General features: G+C 50.1%; 22 protein-coding genes and 1 tRNA gene. 17 read left to right on the plus strand and 6 right to left on the minus strand.

What is annotated here, in order from left to right; genetic code table 11:
• The first annotated feature begins 94 nt into the window (after window positions 1-94).
• Together GJA01_RS09330 and fliP are read left to right on the plus strand one after the other, a co-directional pair.
• Window positions 95-388, plus strand: a complete 294-nt coding sequence (locus GJA01_RS09330; protein WP_062504236.1) for a flagellar biosynthetic protein FliO — start codon at window positions 95-97, stop codon at window positions 386-388.
• Window positions 385-1,122 carry a flagellar type III secretion system pore protein FliP gene (gene fliP / locus GJA01_RS09335; protein WP_010500815.1) on the plus strand — a complete coding sequence of 246 codons (738 nt, stop codon included), beginning with the start codon at window positions 385-387 and terminating at the stop codon, window positions 1,120-1,122. Before GJA01_RS09330 ends, fliP begins: the two co-directional genes overlap by 4 nt.
• A 2-nt stretch (window positions 1,123-1,124) precedes the next feature.
• Here the strand turns inward: fliP and GJA01_RS09340 are convergent, their stop codons facing one another.
• Entirely contained in the window at window positions 1,125-2,516 is a 1,392-nt protein-coding gene (locus GJA01_RS09340) for a gamma-glutamyltransferase (RefSeq protein ID WP_172794476.1), read from the minus strand.
• Window positions 2,517-2,668: 152 nt separating this feature from the next.
• On the opposite strand from GJA01_RS09340, the gene GJA01_RS09345 reads away from it, so the two are divergent.
• From GJA01_RS09345 to folE, 5 genes are all read left to right on the plus strand, one after another.
• Window positions 2,669-3,484, plus strand: coding sequence for a DsbA family protein (locus tag GJA01_RS09345; RefSeq protein ID WP_099282348.1), 816 nt, complete (start codon window positions 2,669-2,671; stop codon window positions 3,482-3,484).
• A 408-nt stretch (window positions 3,485-3,892) separates the two neighbouring features.
• Window positions 3,893-6,289: a putative bifunctional diguanylate cyclase/phosphodiesterase gene (locus GJA01_RS09350; RefSeq protein ID WP_253783318.1), complete on the plus strand. Its 2,397-nt coding sequence runs from the start codon at window positions 3,893-3,895 to the stop codon at window positions 6,287-6,289.
• Window positions 6,290-6,335: 46 nt separating this feature from the next.
• Window positions 6,336-7,181: a dihydropteroate synthase gene (gene folP / locus GJA01_RS09355; RefSeq protein ID WP_062504269.1), complete on the plus strand. Its 846-nt coding sequence runs from the start codon at window positions 6,336-6,338 to the stop codon at window positions 7,179-7,181.
• The gene (gene folK, locus GJA01_RS09360) at window positions 7,178-8,065 is read left to right on the plus strand and encodes a 2-amino-4-hydroxy-6-hydroxymethyldihydropteridine diphosphokinase (protein WP_062504241.1); all 888 of its coding nucleotides are present in this window, start codon (window positions 7,178-7,180) and stop codon (window positions 8,063-8,065) included. Before folP ends, folK begins: the two co-directional genes overlap by 4 nt.
• A gap of 8 nt (window positions 8,066-8,073) precedes the next feature.
• Complete coding sequence (gene folE / locus GJA01_RS09365; protein ID WP_082785272.1) at window positions 8,074-8,712, plus strand: GTP cyclohydrolase I FolE; 639 nt, start codon at window positions 8,074-8,076, stop codon at window positions 8,710-8,712.
• A gap of 6 nt (window positions 8,713-8,718) precedes the next feature.
• On the opposite strand, the gene GJA01_RS09370 is transcribed toward folE, so the two are convergent.
• The 3 genes from GJA01_RS09370 to queE are packed head-to-tail and all read right to left on the minus strand — an operon-like array spanning window position 8,719 to window position 10,588.
• On the minus strand, window positions 8,719-9,252 hold the full coding sequence (locus GJA01_RS09370) for a 6-carboxytetrahydropterin synthase (RefSeq protein WP_062504243.1): 534 nt from the start codon (window positions 9,250-9,252) through the stop codon (window positions 8,719-8,721).
• Entirely contained in the window at window positions 9,249-9,950 is a 702-nt protein-coding gene (gene queC / locus GJA01_RS09375) for a 7-cyano-7-deazaguanine synthase QueC (RefSeq protein WP_062023040.1), read from the minus strand. Before queC ends, GJA01_RS09370 begins: the two co-directional genes overlap by 4 nt.
• Window positions 9,947-10,588 (minus strand): 7-carboxy-7-deazaguanine synthase, encoded by a 642-nt coding sequence (gene queE, locus GJA01_RS09380; protein ID WP_062504244.1) that lies wholly within the window; start codon window positions 10,586-10,588, stop codon window positions 9,947-9,949. Before queE ends, queC begins: the two co-directional genes overlap by 4 nt.
• Before the next feature lie 123 nt (window positions 10,589-10,711).
• On the opposite strand from queE, the gene GJA01_RS09385 reads away from it, so the two are divergent.
• Window positions 10,712-11,551: an ABC transporter permease gene (locus tag GJA01_RS09385; protein WP_062504246.1), complete on the plus strand. Its 840-nt coding sequence runs from the start codon at window positions 10,712-10,714 to the stop codon at window positions 11,549-11,551.
• A 3-nt stretch (window positions 11,552-11,554) separates the two neighbouring features.
• A complete protein-coding gene (locus GJA01_RS09390) occupies window positions 11,555-12,319 on the plus strand; it encodes an ABC transporter ATP-binding protein (protein WP_062504248.1) in 765 nt (254 codons plus the stop codon).
• A 12-nt stretch (window positions 12,320-12,331) separates the two neighbouring features.
• Here GJA01_RS09390 and GJA01_RS09395 read toward each other — a convergent pair whose 3' ends face one another.
• Window positions 12,332-12,571 carry a hypothetical protein gene (locus GJA01_RS09395; RefSeq protein ID WP_062504250.1) on the minus strand — a complete coding sequence of 80 codons (240 nt, stop codon included), beginning with the start codon at window positions 12,569-12,571 and terminating at the stop codon, window positions 12,332-12,334.
• Window positions 12,572-12,769: 198 nt separating this feature from the next.
• Window positions 12,770-12,846, minus strand: a tRNA-Asp gene (locus GJA01_RS09400).
• Between the two features lie 201 nt (window positions 12,847-13,047).
• On the opposite strand from GJA01_RS09400, the gene GJA01_RS09405 reads away from it, so the two are divergent.
• The 8 genes from GJA01_RS09405 to cheB all read left to right on the plus strand — a co-directional run.
• A complete protein-coding gene (locus GJA01_RS09405) occupies window positions 13,048-14,010 on the plus strand; it encodes a retropepsin-like aspartic protease family protein (RefSeq protein WP_062504274.1) in 963 nt (320 codons plus the stop codon).
• Window positions 14,011-14,126: 116 nt separating this feature from the next.
• Window positions 14,127-15,623 (plus strand): methyl-accepting chemotaxis protein, encoded by a 1,497-nt coding sequence (locus GJA01_RS09410; protein WP_253783322.1) that lies wholly within the window; start codon window positions 14,127-14,129, stop codon window positions 15,621-15,623.
• Window positions 15,623-15,889 carry an STAS domain-containing protein gene (locus tag GJA01_RS09415; protein ID WP_062504252.1) on the plus strand — a complete coding sequence of 89 codons (267 nt, stop codon included), beginning with the start codon at window positions 15,623-15,625 and terminating at the stop codon, window positions 15,887-15,889. Before GJA01_RS09410 ends, GJA01_RS09415 begins: the two co-directional genes overlap by 1 nt.
• Window positions 15,889-16,248, plus strand: a complete 360-nt coding sequence (locus GJA01_RS09420) for a response regulator (protein WP_062504254.1) — start codon at window positions 15,889-15,891, stop codon at window positions 16,246-16,248. Before GJA01_RS09415 ends, GJA01_RS09420 begins: the two co-directional genes overlap by 1 nt.
• Window positions 16,245-18,254: a chemotaxis protein CheA gene (locus GJA01_RS09425; RefSeq protein ID WP_062504256.1), complete on the plus strand. Its 2,010-nt coding sequence runs from the start codon at window positions 16,245-16,247 to the stop codon at window positions 18,252-18,254. Before GJA01_RS09420 ends, GJA01_RS09425 begins: the two co-directional genes overlap by 4 nt.
• A 24-nt stretch (window positions 18,255-18,278) precedes the next feature.
• On the plus strand, window positions 18,279-18,701 hold the full coding sequence (locus tag GJA01_RS09430; protein WP_062504257.1) for a chemotaxis protein CheW: 423 nt from the start codon (window positions 18,279-18,281) through the stop codon (window positions 18,699-18,701).
• Entirely contained in the window at window positions 18,698-19,519 is an 822-nt protein-coding gene (locus GJA01_RS09435; protein ID WP_062504259.1) for a CheR family methyltransferase, read from the plus strand. The genes GJA01_RS09430 and GJA01_RS09435 overlap by 4 nt, the downstream gene beginning before the upstream one ends.
• On the plus strand, window positions 19,519-20,506 hold a 988-nt coding region (gene cheB, locus GJA01_RS09440; RefSeq protein ID WP_099282350.1), incomplete at its 3' end, for a chemotaxis-specific protein-glutamate methyltransferase CheB. The genes GJA01_RS09435 and cheB, both read left to right, overlap by 1 nt.

Below are 20,506 nucleotides of genomic sequence, written 5' to 3' on the forward strand. Positions count from 1 at the left end.
CGTGATGAGAATTTGAGAAAGAATGGCGCGGTATTAGGCGTCTATTAATCTTTGTCCTGCATCATTCCTTTCAAAGTGAAGGAAACCTGATGCCATGACCTTGCATGACGGTCTGACTGCCTGCTCAGCGCTAATGTTCGTAATTGTGCTGCTTGTCTGCCTCAAGCCTCTGTTGAAGCTCGTTTCGCCGCAGCGTAGCGGTCAGAAAGGCGGAACTGCGGCATTGTCGCTGGTTGGACAGATGGCTTTGGATCGGACGCGGCGTCTTTCGGTCGTGCGCTATGGCAATCGTGAAGTTCTGGTTTTAACAGGCGGGACACAGGACGTTCTGTTGGAATGGCAGAATGAGGGCGCAGCTTTTTCGTCCGCTCTGGAGGATGCCTCGTGAAGCGTTGGGTGCTTTTTCTTGTTTTGGCACTGCCGTGGCTCATTCCTCATCTGGCTCATGCCCAGGCAGTGAGTATTGATCTGGGGCAGTCTGGCGGAGCTGGGACGACCAGCCGTCTGGTGCAGCTCAGTGCGCTCATCACCGTTCTGTCCCTTGCTCCCAGTCTTCTGGTCATGGTCACGGCTTTTACCCGGATTGTGATTGTGCTGTCCCTGTTGCGAAGTGCGCTGGGCGCGCAGGGTACGCCGCCGAATACGGTTCTTATCGGATTAGCTCTTTTTCTGACGCTCTTCGTGATGCAGCCGACGCTCCAGAAATCCTGGGATACTGGTGTGGCACCAATGATGGCGGGGCAGGTTGGGGAAATGGAAGGACTGAGCAAGGTGGCGCAGCCGTTTCATGACTTCATGGCTGCAACGGCACGACCGGCCGATATTTCAACTTTTCTGAATATCGCTCATGAAAAGCCGCCGGAAAAGTTGGTGGATACACCTTGGCGGGTACTGGTTCCGGCCTTCATGATCGGCGAATTGCGTCGTGGTTTTGAAATGGGTTTTTTGTTGTATCTGCCATTTCTGGTCATTGACCTCGTCGTTTCGAGTGTTCTGATGAGCCTTGGCATGATGATGCTCCCCCCCAGTACCGTGTCCCTGCCGTTCAAACTGATCTTTTTCGTGATCGTGGACGGCTGGTCACTTGTGGCGGGGAGTTTGGTGCGAAGTTTTACCGGGTAATGTCAGTTTGTGGTGCCAGCGGACAGACCAGCACCACGTGGGTCGGTGTTACCGTGGCAGGCGCTACCGCTTGCGCAGGTGATTGCATTGACACGGCCTGAGCCGGAATGGGCAATCTCTGCTCCTTGAGCAACAGCCCGTGCCGCTTCACCGACGGCGTCGGCTGCATCATTCTGGCCGGATGCTGCGATCGCTGCGCGGAGACCGCGACGATCCCGTAGGATGGCAGCGGCCAGAAGTGGGCGAGGCGTTGAAGCTGGAGAGGCCCCCAGAACAATCCCGGTATTGCCAGCGATACGGCCCGTACCGAACAGGTTATTCTCGCTCAAACTACAAGCGACAGCCATGCCGTTGCGATCTGTTACGACGAAAGATGTGGAAGCCGGCAGGGAGGGTAGAGAACCACTACCGCTCTTGCCGCTATCCAGCGCAGCCTGTGCGGCTGCAATATCCGTGGCACCCGAAGCGCGCCAGGAAGCAACAGCACCCTGAGCAGAAGCGCCGGTTGTGTAGCGAATTGCAGCGCCTAGTCCACCATCGGCTGGGGGTGCCAGAAAGGCTGCCGTAAGACCATTGGCCTGGGTCGTCAGAGCGACGGTCTGGATGGGGAGAGTCTTGCGAAGGTCTTCGTCGTTGAGGCGTCCACCAGCTTTCTGGGCAGCCGTTGCATAAACGTCAGCCAGTGCGCCGTTGTAGAGATCGCCGACGCCTGCAGAGCGGACGCGTTCGAGAAAGCCTGCGAGGCGTTGCTGGATCAGGCTGTCACCTGCGGTTACCGTTCCGGCCTCACCGCGTCCGAAGACTGCGCGCGCGCTCTCATCTGCCAGGAGGGCTGTCCGGACAACTGACAGGTCGGAGGCCAGCGCACGGCTGACGGTGACGCCATTACTGGCAAGGTTCATCGCCGGTGCGATCAGATCATTGAACTCAACAGAGCCATACTGATGCTGGATCAGATAGAGGCCGCGCAGCATGGCGGGCGTAGAGGCTGGTCGGTCTCCGCCAGCACTTGTGCCAGGGAGAGGAAGAAAACTGACACTTTCCGCGGGGGAATTCGGGCGGGAAACAATGCAGGCCCCACCGCCGCCAAAGGAGGCGCGGGACGGGAGTGTGACACCGAGAGCAAGAGCTGTTGCAACTGCTGCGTCAGCCGCATTGCCGCTGCGAGCCAGAACGTCATGCCCGACCAGAGCGGCCTGGGGTTCGTCAGCGACGACTGTTCCGATACTGCCTGTCAGGGCAGGGGCAGCAGCAGGGCCAACGAGAGAACTGATACCTGGAATGCTGGAACATGCTGACAGGAGGAGCCCCGAGGCTACCGAGGCCAGAAGGATGGAGGCACGGCGTGCTTTGACGATGCCGTGGATGGAAATCTGGTTTCGACGGTGCGCCACCTGGCGTTTCTCCACTCTCTGGTCTTGGGTCCGGCAAGCGAGTTGCTCCGAAAAAGAAGCAGCTCTGACGTTCAGTTATTTCCAGTCATAACGGGTATTGCGCTCTTGTGGGAGGGGCCTTGGCTGCTTCTCTTTGTGACAGTCTTTCTTTAATCATGAGCTGCCGTTACGGTGCCACGACGTCTGCCAATCTGGAGCTGCCCGTGAAACATCCTTTGCTCGCAACGGCTTTTGCCGCTTTTTCCATGTTTTCCCTGAGTGAAAACGTGGCAGGAGCTGCGCCTACAAGCCAGCCGGAGACCTTCACGCCTGCGCAGCGCACCGAAGTTGTTCAGATCCTGCGGCAGGCTCTCAAAGAAGATCCATCCATTCTGACGGATGCGATCAGCTCCCTCCGGGAAAAGGCGGAACGACAAAAACAGGATTCGGCACTCGAGGCTGTGCGGGCTCATCTGCATGATCTTCAGACCGCGCCGGATTATGCAGTGCGAGGTAATCCGAAAGGAAAGATCACGGTTGTAGAATTCTATGATCCGCGCTGTTCCTACTGCCGCGCCATGATCCCGGAAGTTGACCGTTTCCTGGCACGTCACCCGGACGTCCGGCTGGTTGAAAAGGTCATTCCTGTTCTGGGAAGTGGAAGTGTTCTGGATACACGCGCTATTTTCGCCGCCAGTGCGCAGGGAAAATACGGCGTTATGCGTCAGGCGCTCATGGAAGACACGACCAAGCCGACCATGGAGCGCGTCATGGAACTGGCCAAGGCGAATGGGCTGGATGCTGATCGGCTCAAGACGGACATGAGTTCGACCGCGACTGTCGCACTGATTACGACCAATCTGGATCAGGGGCGCGCCATTGGGCTTGATGGAACCCCGACCTTTATTTTCGGTTCGGCAGCCATTGCGCCTGGGGCATTGAGTGCTAATCAAATGGATGCATTTCTGGAGCAGGCTCGAAAGTCCTGATTCCAGTCATAGGATATGCCCCGCCAGGTTTCTGAAATTATACCTGCTGTAGGTATTTGCAGCAGGTGAATTCTTGATTGGCGGGTTTTTCTTGAAGATAATCTGTGTAATCTTTCATCATATACCTCAGGTTCCGGCTTTAAGACGTCATTTGAGGTTTTGACCGAAACAGAATGCTCCTCTGGTACAGCCCTGATGGCAGACAAAAAGACCCGCGAAGCAAGGAGCGACTTCGCATTGAATTTACCGTTCAATTCTAGGAACAGTAAAGAGAAACAGCCGTTTTCTGAGAGAGACGGGGATGCTTCGCATCTCGAGCGCGTCTTCTTCTCGCGGTGTATATTCAAATTTCTGGTGTCTCGCACGGCTCGGATGTTGGCCCGGGCTTTTCCTGCGGGGCCGGCCCATGTGCCAAAGCATTTGCAAGCTGCATTTGATTATTATCGTCTGCGTATTTTGGCGCTTTTCCTCCCGTTCTTTCTTTTTGCTCAATTCTTCAGCGCGGCAGTCGCGGGTGTCTGTCTGTGGTCAGTGGATCGCGAAGTAGCCCTTATGCTCGCGGTCTGTGTCGAGAGCCTTGTAGGCGTATGGAGTTTTTCCAAATGGTTCTTCCTCGCTAGCTTCTACAAGCGTGTGCTCAGAAAAAGATCTGTTTTGAAGGGAGCAGTATGTGGCGAAAAAATTGAGTATGTTTGGACCTATGCGCAGATTGCCAGATCGCTCAGGCTGCTGAATGGCGCCCTGGGTGTGGTCTGGGGATGGTTTCTTGTCTGTGTTTTTAATCTTCCAAGTGAACGCATTCATATTCTTGCAGTGATCGTCTGTACGGGGCTTTTTGCGCCCCTGTTACTATGTTCGGTTGTTAGTGGAGCCGTTGAAGCTCTGACACTTCCTGTCGTCGCGGCAGCCTGTCTGGTGATGGCGCAGCATTTCTGTGGCGCGCTGGCATTTACCATTCTTTCGATTTTCCTTGAAATAATAGTCTGCGGTTTGTTCGTGATTGGGGGCAGCCATCTGGCCCGTTATCTGTTGCAACGGCTTCTTCTGGACCGCATCGAGCAGCGGGAGCGAAACGAGATCATCAGCATGATGACCCGTGGCTCCGACAGTCATACCGGTGACTGGATTTGGCTCACGGATGCGGATGGCTGCGTGCAGGCGCCGTCCGATGGTTTTTGCGTACTTCTGAAGCAGTCCGCTGAAGAGATTGCAGGGTTACCGCTTGTTGATCTTCTGGCCTTGCCTGTGATTCAACCGGGCCGACCTTTGCCTTGGATCGACGGGCAGCCCATGTCTGACTCTTTGCATTTTGGTCATTGCCTCGCCAACAGGCTGGCCTTCAGAGATCTCTGCATACCGGTTAATTCCGGCGGAGAAACAGCTTGGTGGCTTATGACTGGCCATCCAGTATTCAAACAGGGATTTTTTCAGGGATATCGCGGGATTGGCGCTGATATTACGAGACAACGCAGGACAAGAATCCTTTACGCAGCGCGGATCCGGCATGATGATTTGACGGGCCTTCCAAACCGTCTGGCGTTTTGTGAAAAGTTGCAAGCCAGACTGCTTGAAAAAATGACTCAGCCTTCTTTGTGCAGTCTCATGTTGCTGTCAGTGGATACACTCTTGCATGACGGTGTGGAGACGCACGATAGCGTTTTGCGGGATGTCTTGTTTTCCGAAATCGGAAAACGTTTTTTACATTTCACCAAAGAAAAATTCGGTGTCGCGGGGCGTTACGGGATAACGGAATTCGCGTTTTTCCCGATTGCTCGGGGACCTGTTTCTTTCGGGCCAGAAAACGCGAAGCTGATGGCTCTAGAACTGGTCGCGTTGCTCGAACAGCCCCTCATCCTGAATGACGGGATGAGTCTTGCCGCCAGAGTGGCGGTCGGGATTTCTCCGGTTCCCTGCAAGGGGCAAAGTCTTGAGACCCTGCTCGAAGCTGCCGACATAGCCCTGCATGATGCAAAAGAAAAACCCTGCAACCGGTATTCATTTTACGAACGCCTCACACAGGAAGATGAAGAGCGCCAGCAGGCCCTGCTTCAGGATGTGAAGCAGGCTATTCAGAACAAGACTTTCTCGCTCGTGTACCAGCCTGTAGTGGATGCCCAGACGGGAGAGATCAATGGTTTTGAAGCTCTGTCCCGGTGGAGTGGTTCTCGACATGGACCGCTTTCCATTGAAAGGCTTATCGGCCTGATCGAGTTCTCCGGACAGGGGAGCGAATTTGATTTCTGGGTTCTTGAAACGGCCTGCAATGCAGCAGTGGACTGGCCGTCTCACCTCTGGGTTGCCGTCAACATGATGGCCTCACGCTTTTCTCAACCCTATGTGGCTGAACGGATTCTGGCGGTTCTCTCACATGCAGGTCTGGATCCGGGACGTTTGCAGATCGAAGTGACGGAAATGCTCGATTTGCATCCTGAACCCGCCGTTTACCATGCGTTCCAGTTGCTGGACCAGCAGGGCGTCAGACTGGTTCTTGATGATTTTGGTACCGGTTTTTCCGCGCTCAGCTATCTGCGTCTGTTCCCATTCTCCAAGATTAAGCTCGATACCATTTTCGTGCAGGATCTCTTTCAGGATTCCCGAAGTGCAGCCATCGTGCGCAACACGATTGAACTGGCAGTGGATCTGGGTATCGCCGTAACAGCAGAAGGGGTATCCTCTTTGGAGCATTACCGCTTTTTGCAAGCGCAGGGATGCAATGAGGTGCAGGGATATCTCCTTGGCCGTCCATGCCCTGCGGAAGATCTGGTTTGGGATTCCCTTCCTCTATGTTCTTTTACGCAGGTTTGAGACAGCCCTCTTTGATCGACTTGATCGGCAAGGTCTCGCACGTCTGATGAAACAGCATGTTCTGTCTGCCTCTGAGGGGCATGCGCTCTGGCTGTCCAAACCTCATGCCATGGGACGGCCGGCACTGATGGGCATCCTGAATGTCACGCCGGACTCATTTTCGGATGGAGGTCTTTTTCAGTCTCCTGAGACAGCGCTGGCGCATGCCCGGGAAATGCTGGCGGATGGTGCAGACATTGTGGATATCGGTGCGGAATCCACACGCCCTGGCTTTCGGTCAGTCCCGGCAGATGAGGAATGGGCCAGGCTCGAACCCGTCCTTGGCAGACTTGTTCCAGAAGGAGTGCCTCTGTCGGTTGACACGACGAAATCTGTCGTGGCCCGTAAGGCTTTGCAGCGCGGTGTACGGCTTATCAATGATGTCTGGGGCTTCCATTCAGACCCGGATATGCCGTTCGTGATTGCGGACAGCGGAGCCAGCGCTGTTATCATGCACAACCGCTATGAGGTCGATGACCAGCTTGATCTGCTGGCAGACTGGCGGCGTTTTTTCGATCACTCTCTGGAACTTGCCGAAAAAGCCGGTCTGGCGAGGAAGCGCCTCATTCTTGACCCCGGGGTAGGGTTTGGAAAGACGCAGGATCAGAATGTTCAGGCTATCGGGTCTCTTGGCGTTCTGAAGACGGAGTACGAACTCCCGATCCTGCTTGGTCTCTCCCGGAAATCCCTGTTTGGGTATCTGCTGGGGCGACCGATAGAAGACCGTCTGGCTGGAACATTGGCAGCTAATCTGGTTGGGGCAGATCTGGGGGCCGATATCCTGCGCGTTCACGATATCAGAGAACATTCTGACGCTCTTTCTATCCGGCGCGTTCTCAAGGAGGCTGTATGATTTCGGCGCCTTTGACGTCCGTCTTCGTACGGGATCTGTGCCTCTTCGGGTATCATGGCGTTCTGCCGGAAGAGAACCGTATCGGGCAGAGATTTATTGTTGATATCGAAATCCGGGCTGATCTGTCAGGCGCGATTGCTGAGGATGATTACAGACAGGCGGTCTGTTACGGCACGCTCTGTGAGATCGCAGCGGAAAGTGTCACCGGCACGCCAATGGACCTGATCGAGGCTTTGGCGGGACGGATTGCGGATAACATTCTGAAGCGCCTGGACCGTGTTGAAGTGGTTCTTGTAACCGTTCACAAACCATCCGCTCCGGTGCCGTATTCAGTGTCCGAAACAGCCGCTACCGTGACACAGCATAGGCGTCATGAGGTCGCGTTCTCGCTGGGGGCCAATCTGGGCACGCGCGAAGCGACCCTCAATGCGGCTCTGGACCGTCTGTCCATGGAAGATGGTCTGGAGATCACGGATGTGTCTTCCTTTTACGACAGTGCTCCATGGGGCGGGATTGATCAGCCTGCTTTCGTCAATCTCTGTGCCATAGGACATACGACGCTGTCTCCTCATGCCCTGCTCAGGGTCTGCAAGGCCATTGAGGGTGATCTGGGACGCGTTCCGGGGATGCGATGGGGCGCCAGGGCCGTCGATATCGACGTTCTGTATTATGATGAACGTAGTCTGTCCGATCGTATTCTGACGGTTCCACATCGGCACCTGTTTGAACGCACCTTCGTCCTCGAACCCCTGGCTGAAATTGCTGCGAACCATGTCATCGGTGGACGCCGGGTGGCGGACGCGCTAGCAGTCCTGCCTCGCACCAGCGGAGATGTGACCCGGCGTGATCCGGATTGCACCGCGTCGGGGAACGAAGGAGCCTGAAACCCGCCATGACCGATCTGAACGCCACTGCCATGACCGCCTGCAAGGACGATCAGCGACCGCTGGGCGCTTTGTCACGGCCTGCGGATGCGGAAGAACGGCTTGCCAATGCTGTCCGGACCATTCTGGAAGCGGTGGGTGAAAACCCGGAGCGTGAAGGCTTGCAGGATACGCCGCAACGTGTGGCCAAGATGTATCTGGAAGTTTTCGGTGGCCTGTATGAAGATCCGCGGGAGCATCTGAAGACGCAGTTTTCCGCAGATCAGCATCATGCTGCGGTGATTGTGAAGGATATTCGCTTCCACTCCATGTGCGAGCATCATCTGCTTCCGGTGCATGGCAAGGCTCATGTGGCCTATTTGCCAGCGGGTGGCCGCCTGACAGGTCTCAGCAAGCTGGCGCGTGTGGTGGAAGGTTTTGCCCGTCGCCCACAGCTTCAGGAGCGTATGACCGATCAGGTTGCTCAGGCCATGGAAGATGTTCTGGCGCCGGAAGCCGTTCTGGTCGTAATCGAGGCCGAGCATATGTGCATGAGTATGCGTGGCGTTCGTTCACCCGGCTCTACAACCGTGACAACCGTAGCGCGTGGAACATGGAAGCATGATCATACCGCGCGGATGGAAATTCTGTCGCTCCTACGCGGCTGAAAACTTTCAGAAGTCTGAAATGCTCATGTCAGCCCGGTTCCACCAGCATGTCTGTGGGGACCGGCTGACTTTCGGCAGATAAAATGTCGGATCACCCGTCAGACGCACAGTGTTAGTCGGCGTTTCTTCCAGTTCCAATGCGTGAACACACAGACTGCTCCCCTGATCGGCCAGAATGGCCGTCAGTTTGGCGAGCAGCAGAGCGGCCATAACTTCGGTTGTCGGGTCGCCGGGCGTGACGACGATCCTGCGCGCACGCTCAGGTTCATGATCCCGGAACCATGCCAGAAGCGGATCCTGCTCCGAAAGCTGAAGAGCATGATCGAGGCTGTTATCCACAAAATCATGCCAGCGCGTTTTGGCATCTGCAAATGGCAGGATCATATTCTGATGACCGTCCAGACGCGTCTCTTCCACGGGCCTGAGTGTCACCTTCACATATTCATTGTGGCCGTGCGGAATGGCGCATTTCTCGCTGCTTCCGGTGATCAGCCGATGGCCCATGCAGAAACGGCGGGTGAAGACGAGTTCTGCCGTCATGCTTTGCTCTCGCAGTATCGACGCCAGCCTTCCGCACGAAGTTCACAGGCCGGGCAGGTACCGCAGCCATAGCCCCAGGCGTGATGATGGGTCCGGTCTCCCATGTAGCACGAGTGGCTCTCATGGTTGATCAGATCAACGAGCGTCTTGCCGCCAAGTTCTTCTGTTAGATCCCAGGTCTGTGCCTTGTCGATCCACATCAGAGGTGTGTGAAGGACGAAACGCTGGTCCATGCCGAGATTGAGCGCGACCTGAAGAGCTTTGATCGTGTCATCCCGGCAGTCTGGATAGCCCGAATAGTCGGTCTCGCACACACCGGTGACGATGTGCTTGACGTTCCTACGATAGGCGAGGGCAGCCGCGAAGGTCAGAAAGATCAGGTTGCGGCCCGGTACGAAAGTATTCGGCAGACCGCTTTCGCTGAAACCGATTTCGGCTTCGCGTGTCAGGGCCGTTTCGGACAAAGCGCCGAGGGAGGCGAGATCAATCGTGTGATCTTCGCCAAGACGCGCCTTCCACTCCGGGGAATGCTCGGCCATTCGAGCGCGGAGTGTGTCCCGACATTCGAGTTCTACGAGATGGCGCTGACCATATGCATATCCAACGGTTTCGACACGGTCGAAGCGTGATAGTGCCCAGGCCAGACATGTTGCGGAATCCTGGCCGCCGGAAAACAGAACGAGTGCGGCGTTGCTCATGGGATTCCGATCAGTTTGTGAGTTTGCAGCGACAGGCGCCAGCGAGGGTGCGCGAGACAGTAAGCCACCGCAGCCTGTGTATTTTCCAGTCGTGCAGGACCATCCATAGGCTGAAGCCAGAAATGCTGGAACGACAGGTTCTCGAACATTTCAGGCGGAAGTTCAGTCTGTGGATAGACGAGCTTCAGTTCCGCACCGCTGGTCTGAACAAGAGGGCCACCCGGCTTGGGGCTGACGCAGACCCAATCGATCCCATCAGGTGCGGCAATTGTCCCGTTCGTCTCAACGGCGATTTCGAACCCATTGGCTTTGACAGCAGCAATCAGTTCCGCATCCAGTTGCAGAAGAGGCTCGCCCCCTGTGAAGACGACGTAACGCCGTCCACTCTCGTCAGCAGCACTTTTCCAGCATTGCTCAATGGTTTCAGCCAGTTCGGCAGCGGTCTTGAAACGGCCACCGCCTTCACCATCCACTCCAATAAAGTCCGTATCGCAGAAGCGGCAGGCCGCCGTCTCGCGGTCCTGCTCTCGGCCTGACCACAGGTTGCACCCGGCAAACCGGCAGAACACGGACGCACGACCCGTCTGCGCACCCTCTCCCTGGAGAGTTACGAACATTTCCTTCACAGCATAAGACATGACCGCAGCATGTCGGCGAGGATGACGCCAGATGCAAGGGAAAACATTCTTTTATGCGTCAGGATGTGTTTCCACTGCCACGCAGGGGTGGGCAGAAACGTCTTTCATGGTAGGGAGAGGCTCATGGAAGACAGCAACTCCCGTACTCCCATACTTGATCTTTCGCCACAGAGAGGATTCGGCCGTGTGCGGGCCGCCCTGAACGACCTGAACGCGGGTATGCGCCTGCTGCCGCTTGCGCTTGCGCTGGGCTGGCTGGATATCAAACTGCGGTATCGCGGCTCGATCCTTGGGCCATTCTGGCTGACGCTCTCAACGGCCATCATGGTTGCGGCCATGGGGGTCGTCTATGGCTATCTCTTTCATATGGATCTGCCGCATTATCTGCCGTTCCTATCCCTTTCAATGGTGCTCTGGGGATATATCAGCGGTGTCATTAACGATGCTGCGACGGTCTTTACACAGAGTACGTCTCTCTTTCATGCAAGGCGCATCCCGGCGACGCTTCCGGTTATCCGGCTTGTCGTCCGCAATGTGCTGACGTTTCTGCACAATGTTGTGGTAGTTGCGGTCGTATTCGGCATTTATCATGTCTGGCCAAAGCAGAGCTGGAGCCTGCTGGTCAGCCTGCCACTTTGGTTTCTGGATAGCTTTGCCATCATTTTGTTGATTGGTATGTTGGGTGCCCGCTTCCGGGACATCGCGCCAATTATGGCTTCGATCCTTCAGATTTTCTTCTTCGTTACGCCCGTGATCTGGAAGCCGGATCTCATCTATGTAGGGCGTCAGTATCTGTTGCTGGATCCCTTCTATCCCATCCTCGAAATCGTGCGCGCGCCCCTGATGGGAGAGGATGTGCGCTCATCCTTGTGGATTGCAGCAATTGCTCAGGGCGTTCTGTTGTGGGGGCTGGCTGCGGCCCTGTTCTGCCGGATGCGCGCCCGTATCCCTTACTGGATCTGACCTATGCCCAGCATCGCTATTGATCGGCTTCAGATCGATTTCCCACTTTATCATGGTCAGAGCCGCTCGCTGAAAAAGCATGTCGGCAACACGATCTCCAGCCTGCGTCCAGGTTCACCGGCAGCTCACCTCATGCAGGATGGGCGTGAACGCACCGTAGTGAGTGTTCTGCGGGACGTCAGCTTTGTTTTGAAATCCGGAGAACGGCTTGGACTGATCGGCAGGAACGGTGCGGGCAAAACTACGCTTCTGCGTGCGATGGCGGGTATTTACGAACCGGTTGGTGGCCGTGTGAGGCTGGAAGGGTCTATCGGCACACTTCTGGATGCCAGCCTCGGCATGAATATGGAACTGACGGGGCGGGAGAATATACGCCTCTATGGTCTTCATGCTGGACTATCCAAGGTGGAAATCAGCCAGATTGACCAAGACGTGCAGGATTTCGCCGACCTAGGTTCGTATATGGATATGCCTGTAAAAACTTACAGTTCGGGCATGACGGTTCGTCTGGCTTTTGGTCTGGCAACGGCTGTGAAGCCGCAGATTTTGCTGATGGATGAATGGTTTTTAGCGGGCGATGGCGCTTTCATGAACAAAGCGCAGGAGCGTCTTGAGGCCATGGTCCAGCACGCGGATATTCTGGTGATCTCTACTCACCAGCCAGATGTGATGCGTAAATGGTGCACGCGGGTTATCTGGCTGGAAGATGGCCGGATCCGGATGGATGGAACGCCAGACGAAGTGCTGGATGTTTATCTTACGGCCTGACCCAGTCTTTTTTTAAGCGGTGACATCCAGTTCATGATTGCTGCTGGATTTGGAAGACGTCCCGCCAGTCGTCGTTTCAGAAACGATGTTTCCCGAAGAATCAGTGACCGTCGTTGTGACGGATCCGTCAGCGTTGGTTGTGGTCGTCGTTGTCTCCTGAGTGGAGGACGTTGAAGACGAGCTCTGGCTGCTTGTGGTGCTGTACAGAGACGACATGGCAGATGCGCCAACGGAAGAAATGCTTGAAGACATGATGCATCCTTGAGGAAAAAAACGGAGACATCAGTGTCGTACGGTAGAGTTAATGCATCCTTACCAAGGCCGTATCGCTTCAGAACGAAGTGCAACGGTTTGTAACGGTGGAATGATAAGGAAAACCTAATTCAATCAGGTTTTATAGAATGTTTTAAGCTTTTTTGGAGGAGTTTTTAGGCCACTCTTTTAAGAGAGTGGCGCGAGTGACGGGGCTCGAACCCGCGACCTCCGGCGTGACAGGCCGGCGCTCTAACCAACTGAGCTACACCCGCAAACCGCTTTTCAGCGATTTTGGGACCGTCCGTTTGGAACCGTGTTGGCGTCCTCTCGGTCGGTGGCGGTGATGTACCAATCTCCCGGGGGGGTGACAAGAGGCTTTTTTCAAAAAAATGCTTTTCGAACAAAAAAAGTCACTTGCGGGAGAATTTGCTCCTGCGGGACAAGTGTCATGGTTTGCAACAATGAAAAGCGGGATGACAAGCGGTATGCGAGCATGGGGGCAGGGTGCCGTTATCGGAATGCTGATGTCAGGACTGGCAGCCTGTGCGCCAACAGGGCCACTTCAGTGCAAGATTTATACGAGCGGCGTGATGCCTATCATCAACCGCTCTGGCTCTCCTGTTGTTCGAGCAGGTATCAATGGCCATCCGGTGGCTCTCATTGTTGATACCGGTGCTATGATGTCCCTGATCGGAACATCTCATATTGATCCTTTGGGACTAGAGGTTTTGGGAGCGTTTGGAAGCATCCAGGGTGTTGGAGGTGGAGAACTCAGTCAGGCTGTAAAAATTGACAGCCTGGAAATGGGTCCGTCCAAAGCGACAAATTTTGCTGCTATCGCGGCTGGAAAATTTGGAGCATCCATCAACGGTCTTCCGATCGTAGGATTATTCGGAAACGATTTTCTCAGCAATTACGACACGATCATTGATATTCCTGATCATGTCGTTCGCTTGGTCAGGACGGAAGATTGCCCAAGTCCGACCCCCGGTTGGGGAGAAAGAATTCACACCATTCATGTTACTCATGACCCGTCCAGATATTTGAGGACAATGCTGGAGGTCAAAATTAATGGCCATGCGGCGGATGCAACTCTAGATACCGGTTCCACCAATACGCTTATTACAATGAGCACAGCCCGTCATGCCGGTGTAACACGTGAGATGCTAAAGCAGGATCCTGTTAGCTTGGCATGGGGCGTGACCCACGATCCTTTGAAAGCGTATCATCACCTTTTTTCAACACTCGAAGTCGGTGACATCATTTTTCATAATGTCCGACTGACTGTTGTTGATGACATTCCTGAGGGAGATGTCCTGCTTGGCAGTGATTTTATGCGGCATTATCGCTTGTGGATTGGACGGGGAAGCAAGTTATACGCCCAACATGACACGGACATTCCACCTAACGACCCAGACAGGCAGGCGGCGGAATAGATTGTCGTCAATCCAGAGCTTTTTCTCTGTGGAGTGTTAACAGAGTGTCAATCAGTTCCCACTAAACACGTCCCTACGTTCGCAGGTCATGCACTTGTGGAAGGTGGGGAGTTGTTATGGCTGGGCAATCTGGAATGTTTTCCTCTCATGTGACCGTACGTTCTGAAAGTAGCGTTGCCTCCGGAGTTTTTTTCTGGGTGGTGGCACTCTCGCCCGTGCTGGCTTTAACAGGAATAACATTCTGGCAAACCATAACTTTGTCCAAGGGAATGTCTGAATCGGCGACATTCATAGAAATGTTACCGAATGGGTTCCTGTTACTGGTTCTTCTGCTAGCTGCTGCCCTACTGTTTTTCAGAATATTCAGGCCTGCGAGTGCTCTGTCACAGGCTGCACAGGCGCTTGCTGGGCAAGACATTCTTCCAGCGGGGAAACCGCTTCCCGAACTGCTCGCGATACAAGACCGTCTACAACGGGTACAGATTGACCTTCTGACTAGCAACAGAGATACCGCAGAAGCGCGTCAGGCTCTGTCGCAGGCAGAGGAAAAATCTGAAAGTGAAATGCAAAATGCGCGAGAGGGAATAGAGTCCTTTGAAAAATTTACGGATACTTTGACAATAGCATTAAGTAGGCTACGTGCAGGGTGCCTGGATTATCGAATAGAAGAGGTATTTGAGGGGCGATACGAGCGGCTGCGGTTGGATTTTAACACAACGGTTGAAGAGTTTCAGAAGATATTTATGTCTCTGAATGACAGCGTTGGGACGATTTCTTCTGGGTCAGCAGAAATTGCTTCTGCTGCAGATGATCTGGCGCGCAGGACCGAGCAACAGGTCAGTCGTCTTGAAGAAACAACGCTGTCTGTGGGCGCTGTGACAGAGGCGGTCAAGAAAACTGCTGAAGCTGCAACTCATGCAAGCTCGGTTGCGCGGCAAACTGTTGAACAGGCAGAAAGCTCAGGAGGGGTGATGGCCGCAGCGACGGCCGCCATGCTGGATATTCAGGGATCGTCCAAACAAATTGGTCAAATTCTTGGGTTGCTAGACGATATCACTTTTCAGACTAATCTTCTGGCTTTGAATGCAGGTGTGGAAGCTGCCCGCGCGGGAGAGGCTGGTAGAGGTTTTGCTGTTGTCGCAACGGAAGTGCGAGCTTTGGCACAGAGATCAGCGGACGCAGCCAAAGATATCAAGAATCTGATTACATCGAGTACGCAGCAGATCAGTAAAGGTACAGCCCTTGTTCAGGAAACTGGAGATGCGATGAAAAAAATTGGGGTGAATGTAGGCAAAATCAGTTTGCTTATCGGTGAAATTGCGACTACAGCGCAAAAACAAGCTAATAATCTCTCAGAAATCAGTGCTGCCGTAAGCCAGATGGACCAGAATACGCAGCAAAATGCAGCGATGGTCGAAGAAGCGACTGCAGCTAGCCACAATCTTAGTGCAGAGGCTACTGAATTAGTTCAGATTTTTCGTCATTTTCATTTATGTGACGACGCTAATTTTCCCGTGCCGGCTGAAGCTGATTTTCATAATTCATTATCGCATCAGAAACTCGCTGCAGAAATTTATCAAACTTCAGATGAAGGATGGGAGGAGTTTCGGTGATGGAAATTTTTTACTTACCTGAAACTCTTGATACGGCTGCTGCACCAGATCTCCTGGAAAATTTAAAAATGTTGTCAGAAGACATTCTGCTGGATGGTAGAGAAGTAAAACGGTTGGGCGGTCGGTGTCTTGAGATAATACTGTCTGCTCGAAAAACAGCACTCTCCCGGAATAAGAATTTTAAGATTCAAAATCTTTCTCCTGAAATGGAGAAAATTTTGGTTTTAATGGGGGCCAAAAGAATTTTAGATGAGGAGACAGCATAATGAATATTCTTATCGTTGACGACTCTCGCACAATTCGAAAACTTTTGAGCGATACGTTGGAAGCCGTAGGTCACACTGTTTGTCAGGCAAAAGATGGTATTGATGCTCTTGAGAAGTTGGAAAAATTCTCTCCAGAGACCATTATTACTGATCTTAATATGCCGCGAATGAATGGTATCGAATTGGTAAAGAAATTACGGCATATAAACAAGACAAAATTTCTTCCTATTCTTTTTCTGACCACTGAAGGTAGTTCAGAAATGAAAGAAAAAGGAAGACAGGCTGGTGCAACCGGTTGGCTGGTAAAGCCATTTGATAAAAATAGTCTTCTAAATACTATAGAGCGCGTTTCGTCATGAATAATTATGTCAAAGATGATGATCTTGAGACTATACGTCAGATTTTTTTCGAAGAATGTGGAGAACAATTAAGTCTTCTTGAGGAAGAGCTTTCGTCTCTTGAGGAAACGACAGAAGCAAGCGAGAAAATTAACACGATTTTCCGAGCGGTTCATTCCATCAAGGGGGGCGCGGGAGCTTTCGGAATGGAAAAACTTGTTCGGTTTTCTCATCTTTTCGAAGCAGTATTAGAAAAGTTCCGTTCGGGAGAGTATGTGGTTAATTCCGTATCGGTTTCTATTTTTTTGAAAGCTGCAGACGTATTAACTGATATCGTATCGTTTTATCGCGATGGAACAGATCTACCAGTTCAGGACAATGTGACTGAAGAATTAAATAATTATTTAGAAAAAGTAGAAAAATATAATGACTATTCTGATGAAGTGGACAATTTTTGTTTTAATCCAATAAAGATTGATTTTGAGGAGGAAAATACTTTTTATCTACAAATTATCCCTGAATTTACTTTCTATGAAAATGGAGATGATATCCGGAATATATTGTTTTTTTTGGAAAAAAAGGGAAAAATTGTAGTTGAAATTAATTCTCTCAATATTCCTTATCTTGGTATCTTTGAAATAAATAAAACCTATACAATATGGAATGTTGAAATAAATACAACATGCGATAGAAATGAGATCGAAGAAATATTTGAATGGTCTGGAAATAGCATAAAGGTAAATTTTTTAAATCATGAAAATTTTCTAGAAGAAAAAAACAAAAAATTTACTTTTTCTAATAAAGAAAAAGAAGAGCCTATCCTAGGAAAAGCTTTACAAAATTCTCATAAAGAAAACTCAACGATCAGAATTGACACTAAAAGAGTCGATAATTTGGTAAATCTTTTAAGTGAAATTGTGATTAATCAAGGTTCTATTCGAGCACAAATGAAAATAAACGATATTCGGTCCGGTTCTCCTTTGGATATTGTTATTTCTGATTTAGAGCAACTCACTCATGAGTTGCAGGAAAATGTGATGGCAATGCGCGCGCATCCCATCAAAATGGTTTTTCAACGTATGGGACGCATTGTGCGTGAAACAAGTCGAATTTCTAACAAAAGAGTAATATTACATCTTGAAGGTGAGGATACTGAAGTTGATCGTTCGATTTTGGAAAAATTATCTGATCCATTAACGCATATGGTACGGAATGCCATAGATCATGGACTTGAAAGTGAAGATATTCGTACGGTTTCTGGTAAATCGTCAGAAGGTAACTTATTTCTGCGGGCATTTCACCGCTCCGGTCGAATCATCATCGAAGTTGAAGATGACGGATCTGGGTTAAATTGTGATAAAATTTATAGAAAAGCTCTTTCGAAAGGGATAATTAATAATAATTCTATAATGGAAAAAGAAGAAATTCAAAATCTTATTTTTTCTCCTGGATTTTCTACGGTTGACAATGTTTCTGATCTTTCAGGAAGAGGGGTAGGAATGGATGTTGTTAAAAAATCTATCTCCGATATGGGAGGAAGAATTTCTATCTTTTCAAAAGAAAATGAAGGAACCTTATTTTCAATTTCTCTTCCGTTAACACTGTCTGTTGTAGAAGGTTTAATTTTTAGAAGTCATAATCAAATTTTTATTATTCCCGTTTCTAGTGTTGTTGAAGCATTACTTTTTCAAAAAAATAAAATATTTGAAATTTCTGAAGGGGTATGGGGATTCTCTTATAGAAATCAATATATTCCGATATTCCATAGTGGAAAAATAATAAATAATAATTTTATAAACGAAAATAATAATTCTTATATAATAATAGAAAATGAAAAAAGAGAAAAAATTGCTATTATTGTCGATGAAATTATCGATCAATCTAGATTTGTAGTTAAATCAATAGAGAAAAATTATAAAAAAATAGAAGGATTTTCATCGGCTACTATTTTGGGAGACGGAGGTGTTGCCCTAATTGTAGACGTTGATTTTCTGATTGAAACTTTTTGCAGTAAAAACCATAGATAAATTATCTAGTGATGGAGAATAATAATGGAAAAATACTTAATTTTCACATCTTATAATCAGGAATATGCAATTGATATTGGGGTAGTCCGAGAAATTAGAAATTGGACTCAATCTACGATTATTCCTTCATCCCCAGCATATGTAGAAGGCATTATTAATATCCGCGGAACGGTAATTCCACTGGTTGATTTTTGTAAAAAAATAAATCCAGACAGAGTAGAAGTTGAAAAAAAAGCTATGATAATCATAGAAAATGAAGATAAAACTATATCGTTCTCTGTTAAAAATGTTTTAGATATTATAGATTATAATAAAAATGATATAAAAAATCTACCTGAAGTATCTCAATGTGATATTTCTGATTTTGTTGATGGAATAATCTCGTTCGATGAGCGTGTGATATTTAGGCTAAATATATCTTTTTTGATTAGAGATTGTTTGAATTGACCGAAAAATATGAAAAAATATCTAGGCAATCTTTGAAAATTATTTCGCAGATTGCGTATGATGTTTCGGGTATTATTTTAAGTGAAAAAAAAGAAGATCTTATTTTTTCACGCTTAAATAAGAGATTACGAGAAAATAAGCTATCAAGTTTTGAAGAATACTGTATTTTGATTCAATCAAATCCTGATGAACGTCTACAGATGATAGCATCCTTAACAACTAATGTTACGGCGTTTTATAGAGAAGGGCATCATTTTCAATATTTATCAAAATTGATAAAAAGCACATTCATTAACAGAATAAAAAATGGTGAGGAGTTGCGTATATGGTCAGCTGCCTGTTCAAGCGGTGAGGAGGCTTATTCAGCTGCGCTGACTGTTGCTGACGTTCTTATGACGCTTCCAATTGCAAGGATAAAAATCCTTGGCACTGACATTGATAATAGCATGCTGGATCTCTCCAAGAAGGGGATCTACTCTGTAGAAGAAAAATATTCTATTCCTTTAGAAATATTTAATAAATTCTGTATAGAGAAACAAAATCGGTTCACCTTCAAAAAGGAAATATTAGAAAAATTAAGGTTTAAATCGCTAAACCTTATAGCTGAATGGCCGTTTGAATCGAAATTTCATGCTATATTTTGTCGAAATGTTGCAATTTACTTCGATAAAGTGACGAGAGAAAAATTATGGTCACGCTTGGCCAAAAGGCTGCATGTTGGTGGAGAATTATATATTGGTCATTCAGAAAGAATTCCCAATCCGGATATACTTGGTCTGCGACCTGTCGGACTGAATTCATATAAGAAAGTAAAATAATGGTTGATGAGTATAGTATTTATAATAATATAATTTCAGTACTAGTCGTAGATGATTCTTTGACGAGCCGCGCGCTGATAATGCTTGCTCTTAAACGTGATCCTAGAATCAAAGTTGTTGGAACTGCTGGTACGCCGCTGGAAGCCAAAGATTTGATTTTGAAGCTCCAGCCGGATGTCTTGACGCTGGATGTTGAAATGCCAGGCATGAACGGTTTGCAGTTCCTTGAAAAAATTATGCGCCTCAGACCTATGCCTGTTGTCATGGTGTCCAGTCTCATGGCGCCCCGAAGTGCAATGACTGACATGGCCTGTCGACTAGGAGCAGTAGAATGTTTCTCCAAGTCTTCCGGGATGCAGGGGGAAGCTGTTTTTGCCGGTTTGGCAGACGCTGTTGTCCGCGCCGCGGTTCAAACCGGGAAATCTCATTCAGGTAAGAGCCAAGGTCATTCGGTTGTGTCTGATACGATCGTCGCGATCGGTGCTTCTACTGGGGGCGTGGAAGCTCTTGGGGAAGTTCTTGGAAGTTTTCCGGAGGATTGTCCTCCAACGATCATTGTTCAGCATATGCCGCAGCAGTTTTCCAATAATTTTGCACGTCGCCTTAATGCCATTTCGCGACCCGATGTCTCCCTTGTCACGGATGGATGTAAATTGATCAGAGGAAAAGTGCTTATTGCGCCTGGGGGCGAGGCGCACACTGAAGTGAGCCGTACTGGACGTGTCTCACCTTATAGTTGCCACCTTGTGTCCGGCCCTCCGCTTAATGGACATAGGCCATCTGTGGACGCGCTGTTTCTGTCTGTAGCTCAAGCGGCTGGACGTCTTGCTATAGGAGTCATTCTGACAGGCATGGAAGCTGATGGAGCTCGCGGTCTTCTTGCCATGAGGCGTGCTGGAGCGAGAACCATTGGGCAGGATCGGAAAACATCTGTCATCTATGGAATGCCGAAAGCAGCCTTTGAATGTGGGGCTGTAGAAATGCAGC

Source organism: Gluconobacter japonicus, from assembly GCF_002723975.1.
Taxonomy (GTDB): Bacteria; Pseudomonadota; Alphaproteobacteria; order Acetobacterales; family Acetobacteraceae; genus Gluconobacter; species Gluconobacter japonicus.

What these genes read in the sequence shown, in the direction of transcription:
- GJA01_RS09330 (WP_062504236.1), top strand. Translation starts at nt 95, where the DNA reads ATGACCTTGCATGACGGTCTGACTGCCTGCTCAGCGCTAATGTTCGTA.
- folP (WP_062504269.1), top strand. Translation starts at nt 6,336, where the DNA reads ATGAAACAGCATGTTCTGTCTGCCTCTGAGGGGCATGCGCTCTGGCTG.
- folK (WP_062504241.1), top strand. Translation starts at nt 7,178, where the DNA reads ATGATTTCGGCGCCTTTGACGTCCGTCTTCGTACGGGATCTGTGCCTC.
- folE (WP_082785272.1), top strand. Translation starts at nt 8,074, where the DNA reads ATGACCGATCTGAACGCCACTGCCATGACCGCCTGCAAGGACGATCAG.
- GJA01_RS09370 (WP_062504243.1), bottom strand. Translation starts at nt 9,252, where the DNA reads ATGACGGCAGAACTCGTCTTCACCCGCCGTTTCTGCATGGGCCATCGG.
- queC (WP_062023040.1), bottom strand. Translation starts at nt 9,950, where the DNA reads ATGAGCAACGCCGCACTCGTTCTGTTTTCCGGCGGCCAGGATTCCGCA.
- queE (WP_062504244.1), bottom strand. Translation starts at nt 10,588, where the DNA reads ATGTCTTATGCTGTGAAGGAAATGTTCGTAACTCTCCAGGGAGAGGGT.
- GJA01_RS09385 (WP_062504246.1), top strand. Translation starts at nt 10,712, where the DNA reads ATGGAAGACAGCAACTCCCGTACTCCCATACTTGATCTTTCGCCACAG.
- GJA01_RS09390 (WP_062504248.1), top strand. Translation starts at nt 11,555, where the DNA reads ATGCCCAGCATCGCTATTGATCGGCTTCAGATCGATTTCCCACTTTAT.
- GJA01_RS09395 (WP_062504250.1), bottom strand. Translation starts at nt 12,571, where the DNA reads ATGTCTTCAAGCATTTCTTCCGTTGGCGCATCTGCCATGTCGTCTCTG.
- GJA01_RS09405 (WP_062504274.1), top strand. Translation starts at nt 13,048, where the DNA reads ATGACAAGCGGTATGCGAGCATGGGGGCAGGGTGCCGTTATCGGAATG.
- GJA01_RS09410 (WP_253783322.1), top strand. Translation starts at nt 14,127, where the DNA reads ATGGCTGGGCAATCTGGAATGTTTTCCTCTCATGTGACCGTACGTTCT.
- GJA01_RS09415 (WP_062504252.1), top strand. Translation starts at nt 15,623, where the DNA reads ATGGAAATTTTTTACTTACCTGAAACTCTTGATACGGCTGCTGCACCA.
- GJA01_RS09420 (WP_062504254.1), top strand. Translation starts at nt 15,889, where the DNA reads ATGAATATTCTTATCGTTGACGACTCTCGCACAATTCGAAAACTTTTG.
- GJA01_RS09425 (WP_062504256.1), top strand. Translation starts at nt 16,245, where the DNA reads ATGAATAATTATGTCAAAGATGATGATCTTGAGACTATACGTCAGATT.
- GJA01_RS09430 (WP_062504257.1), top strand. Translation starts at nt 18,279, where the DNA reads ATGGAAAAATACTTAATTTTCACATCTTATAATCAGGAATATGCAATT.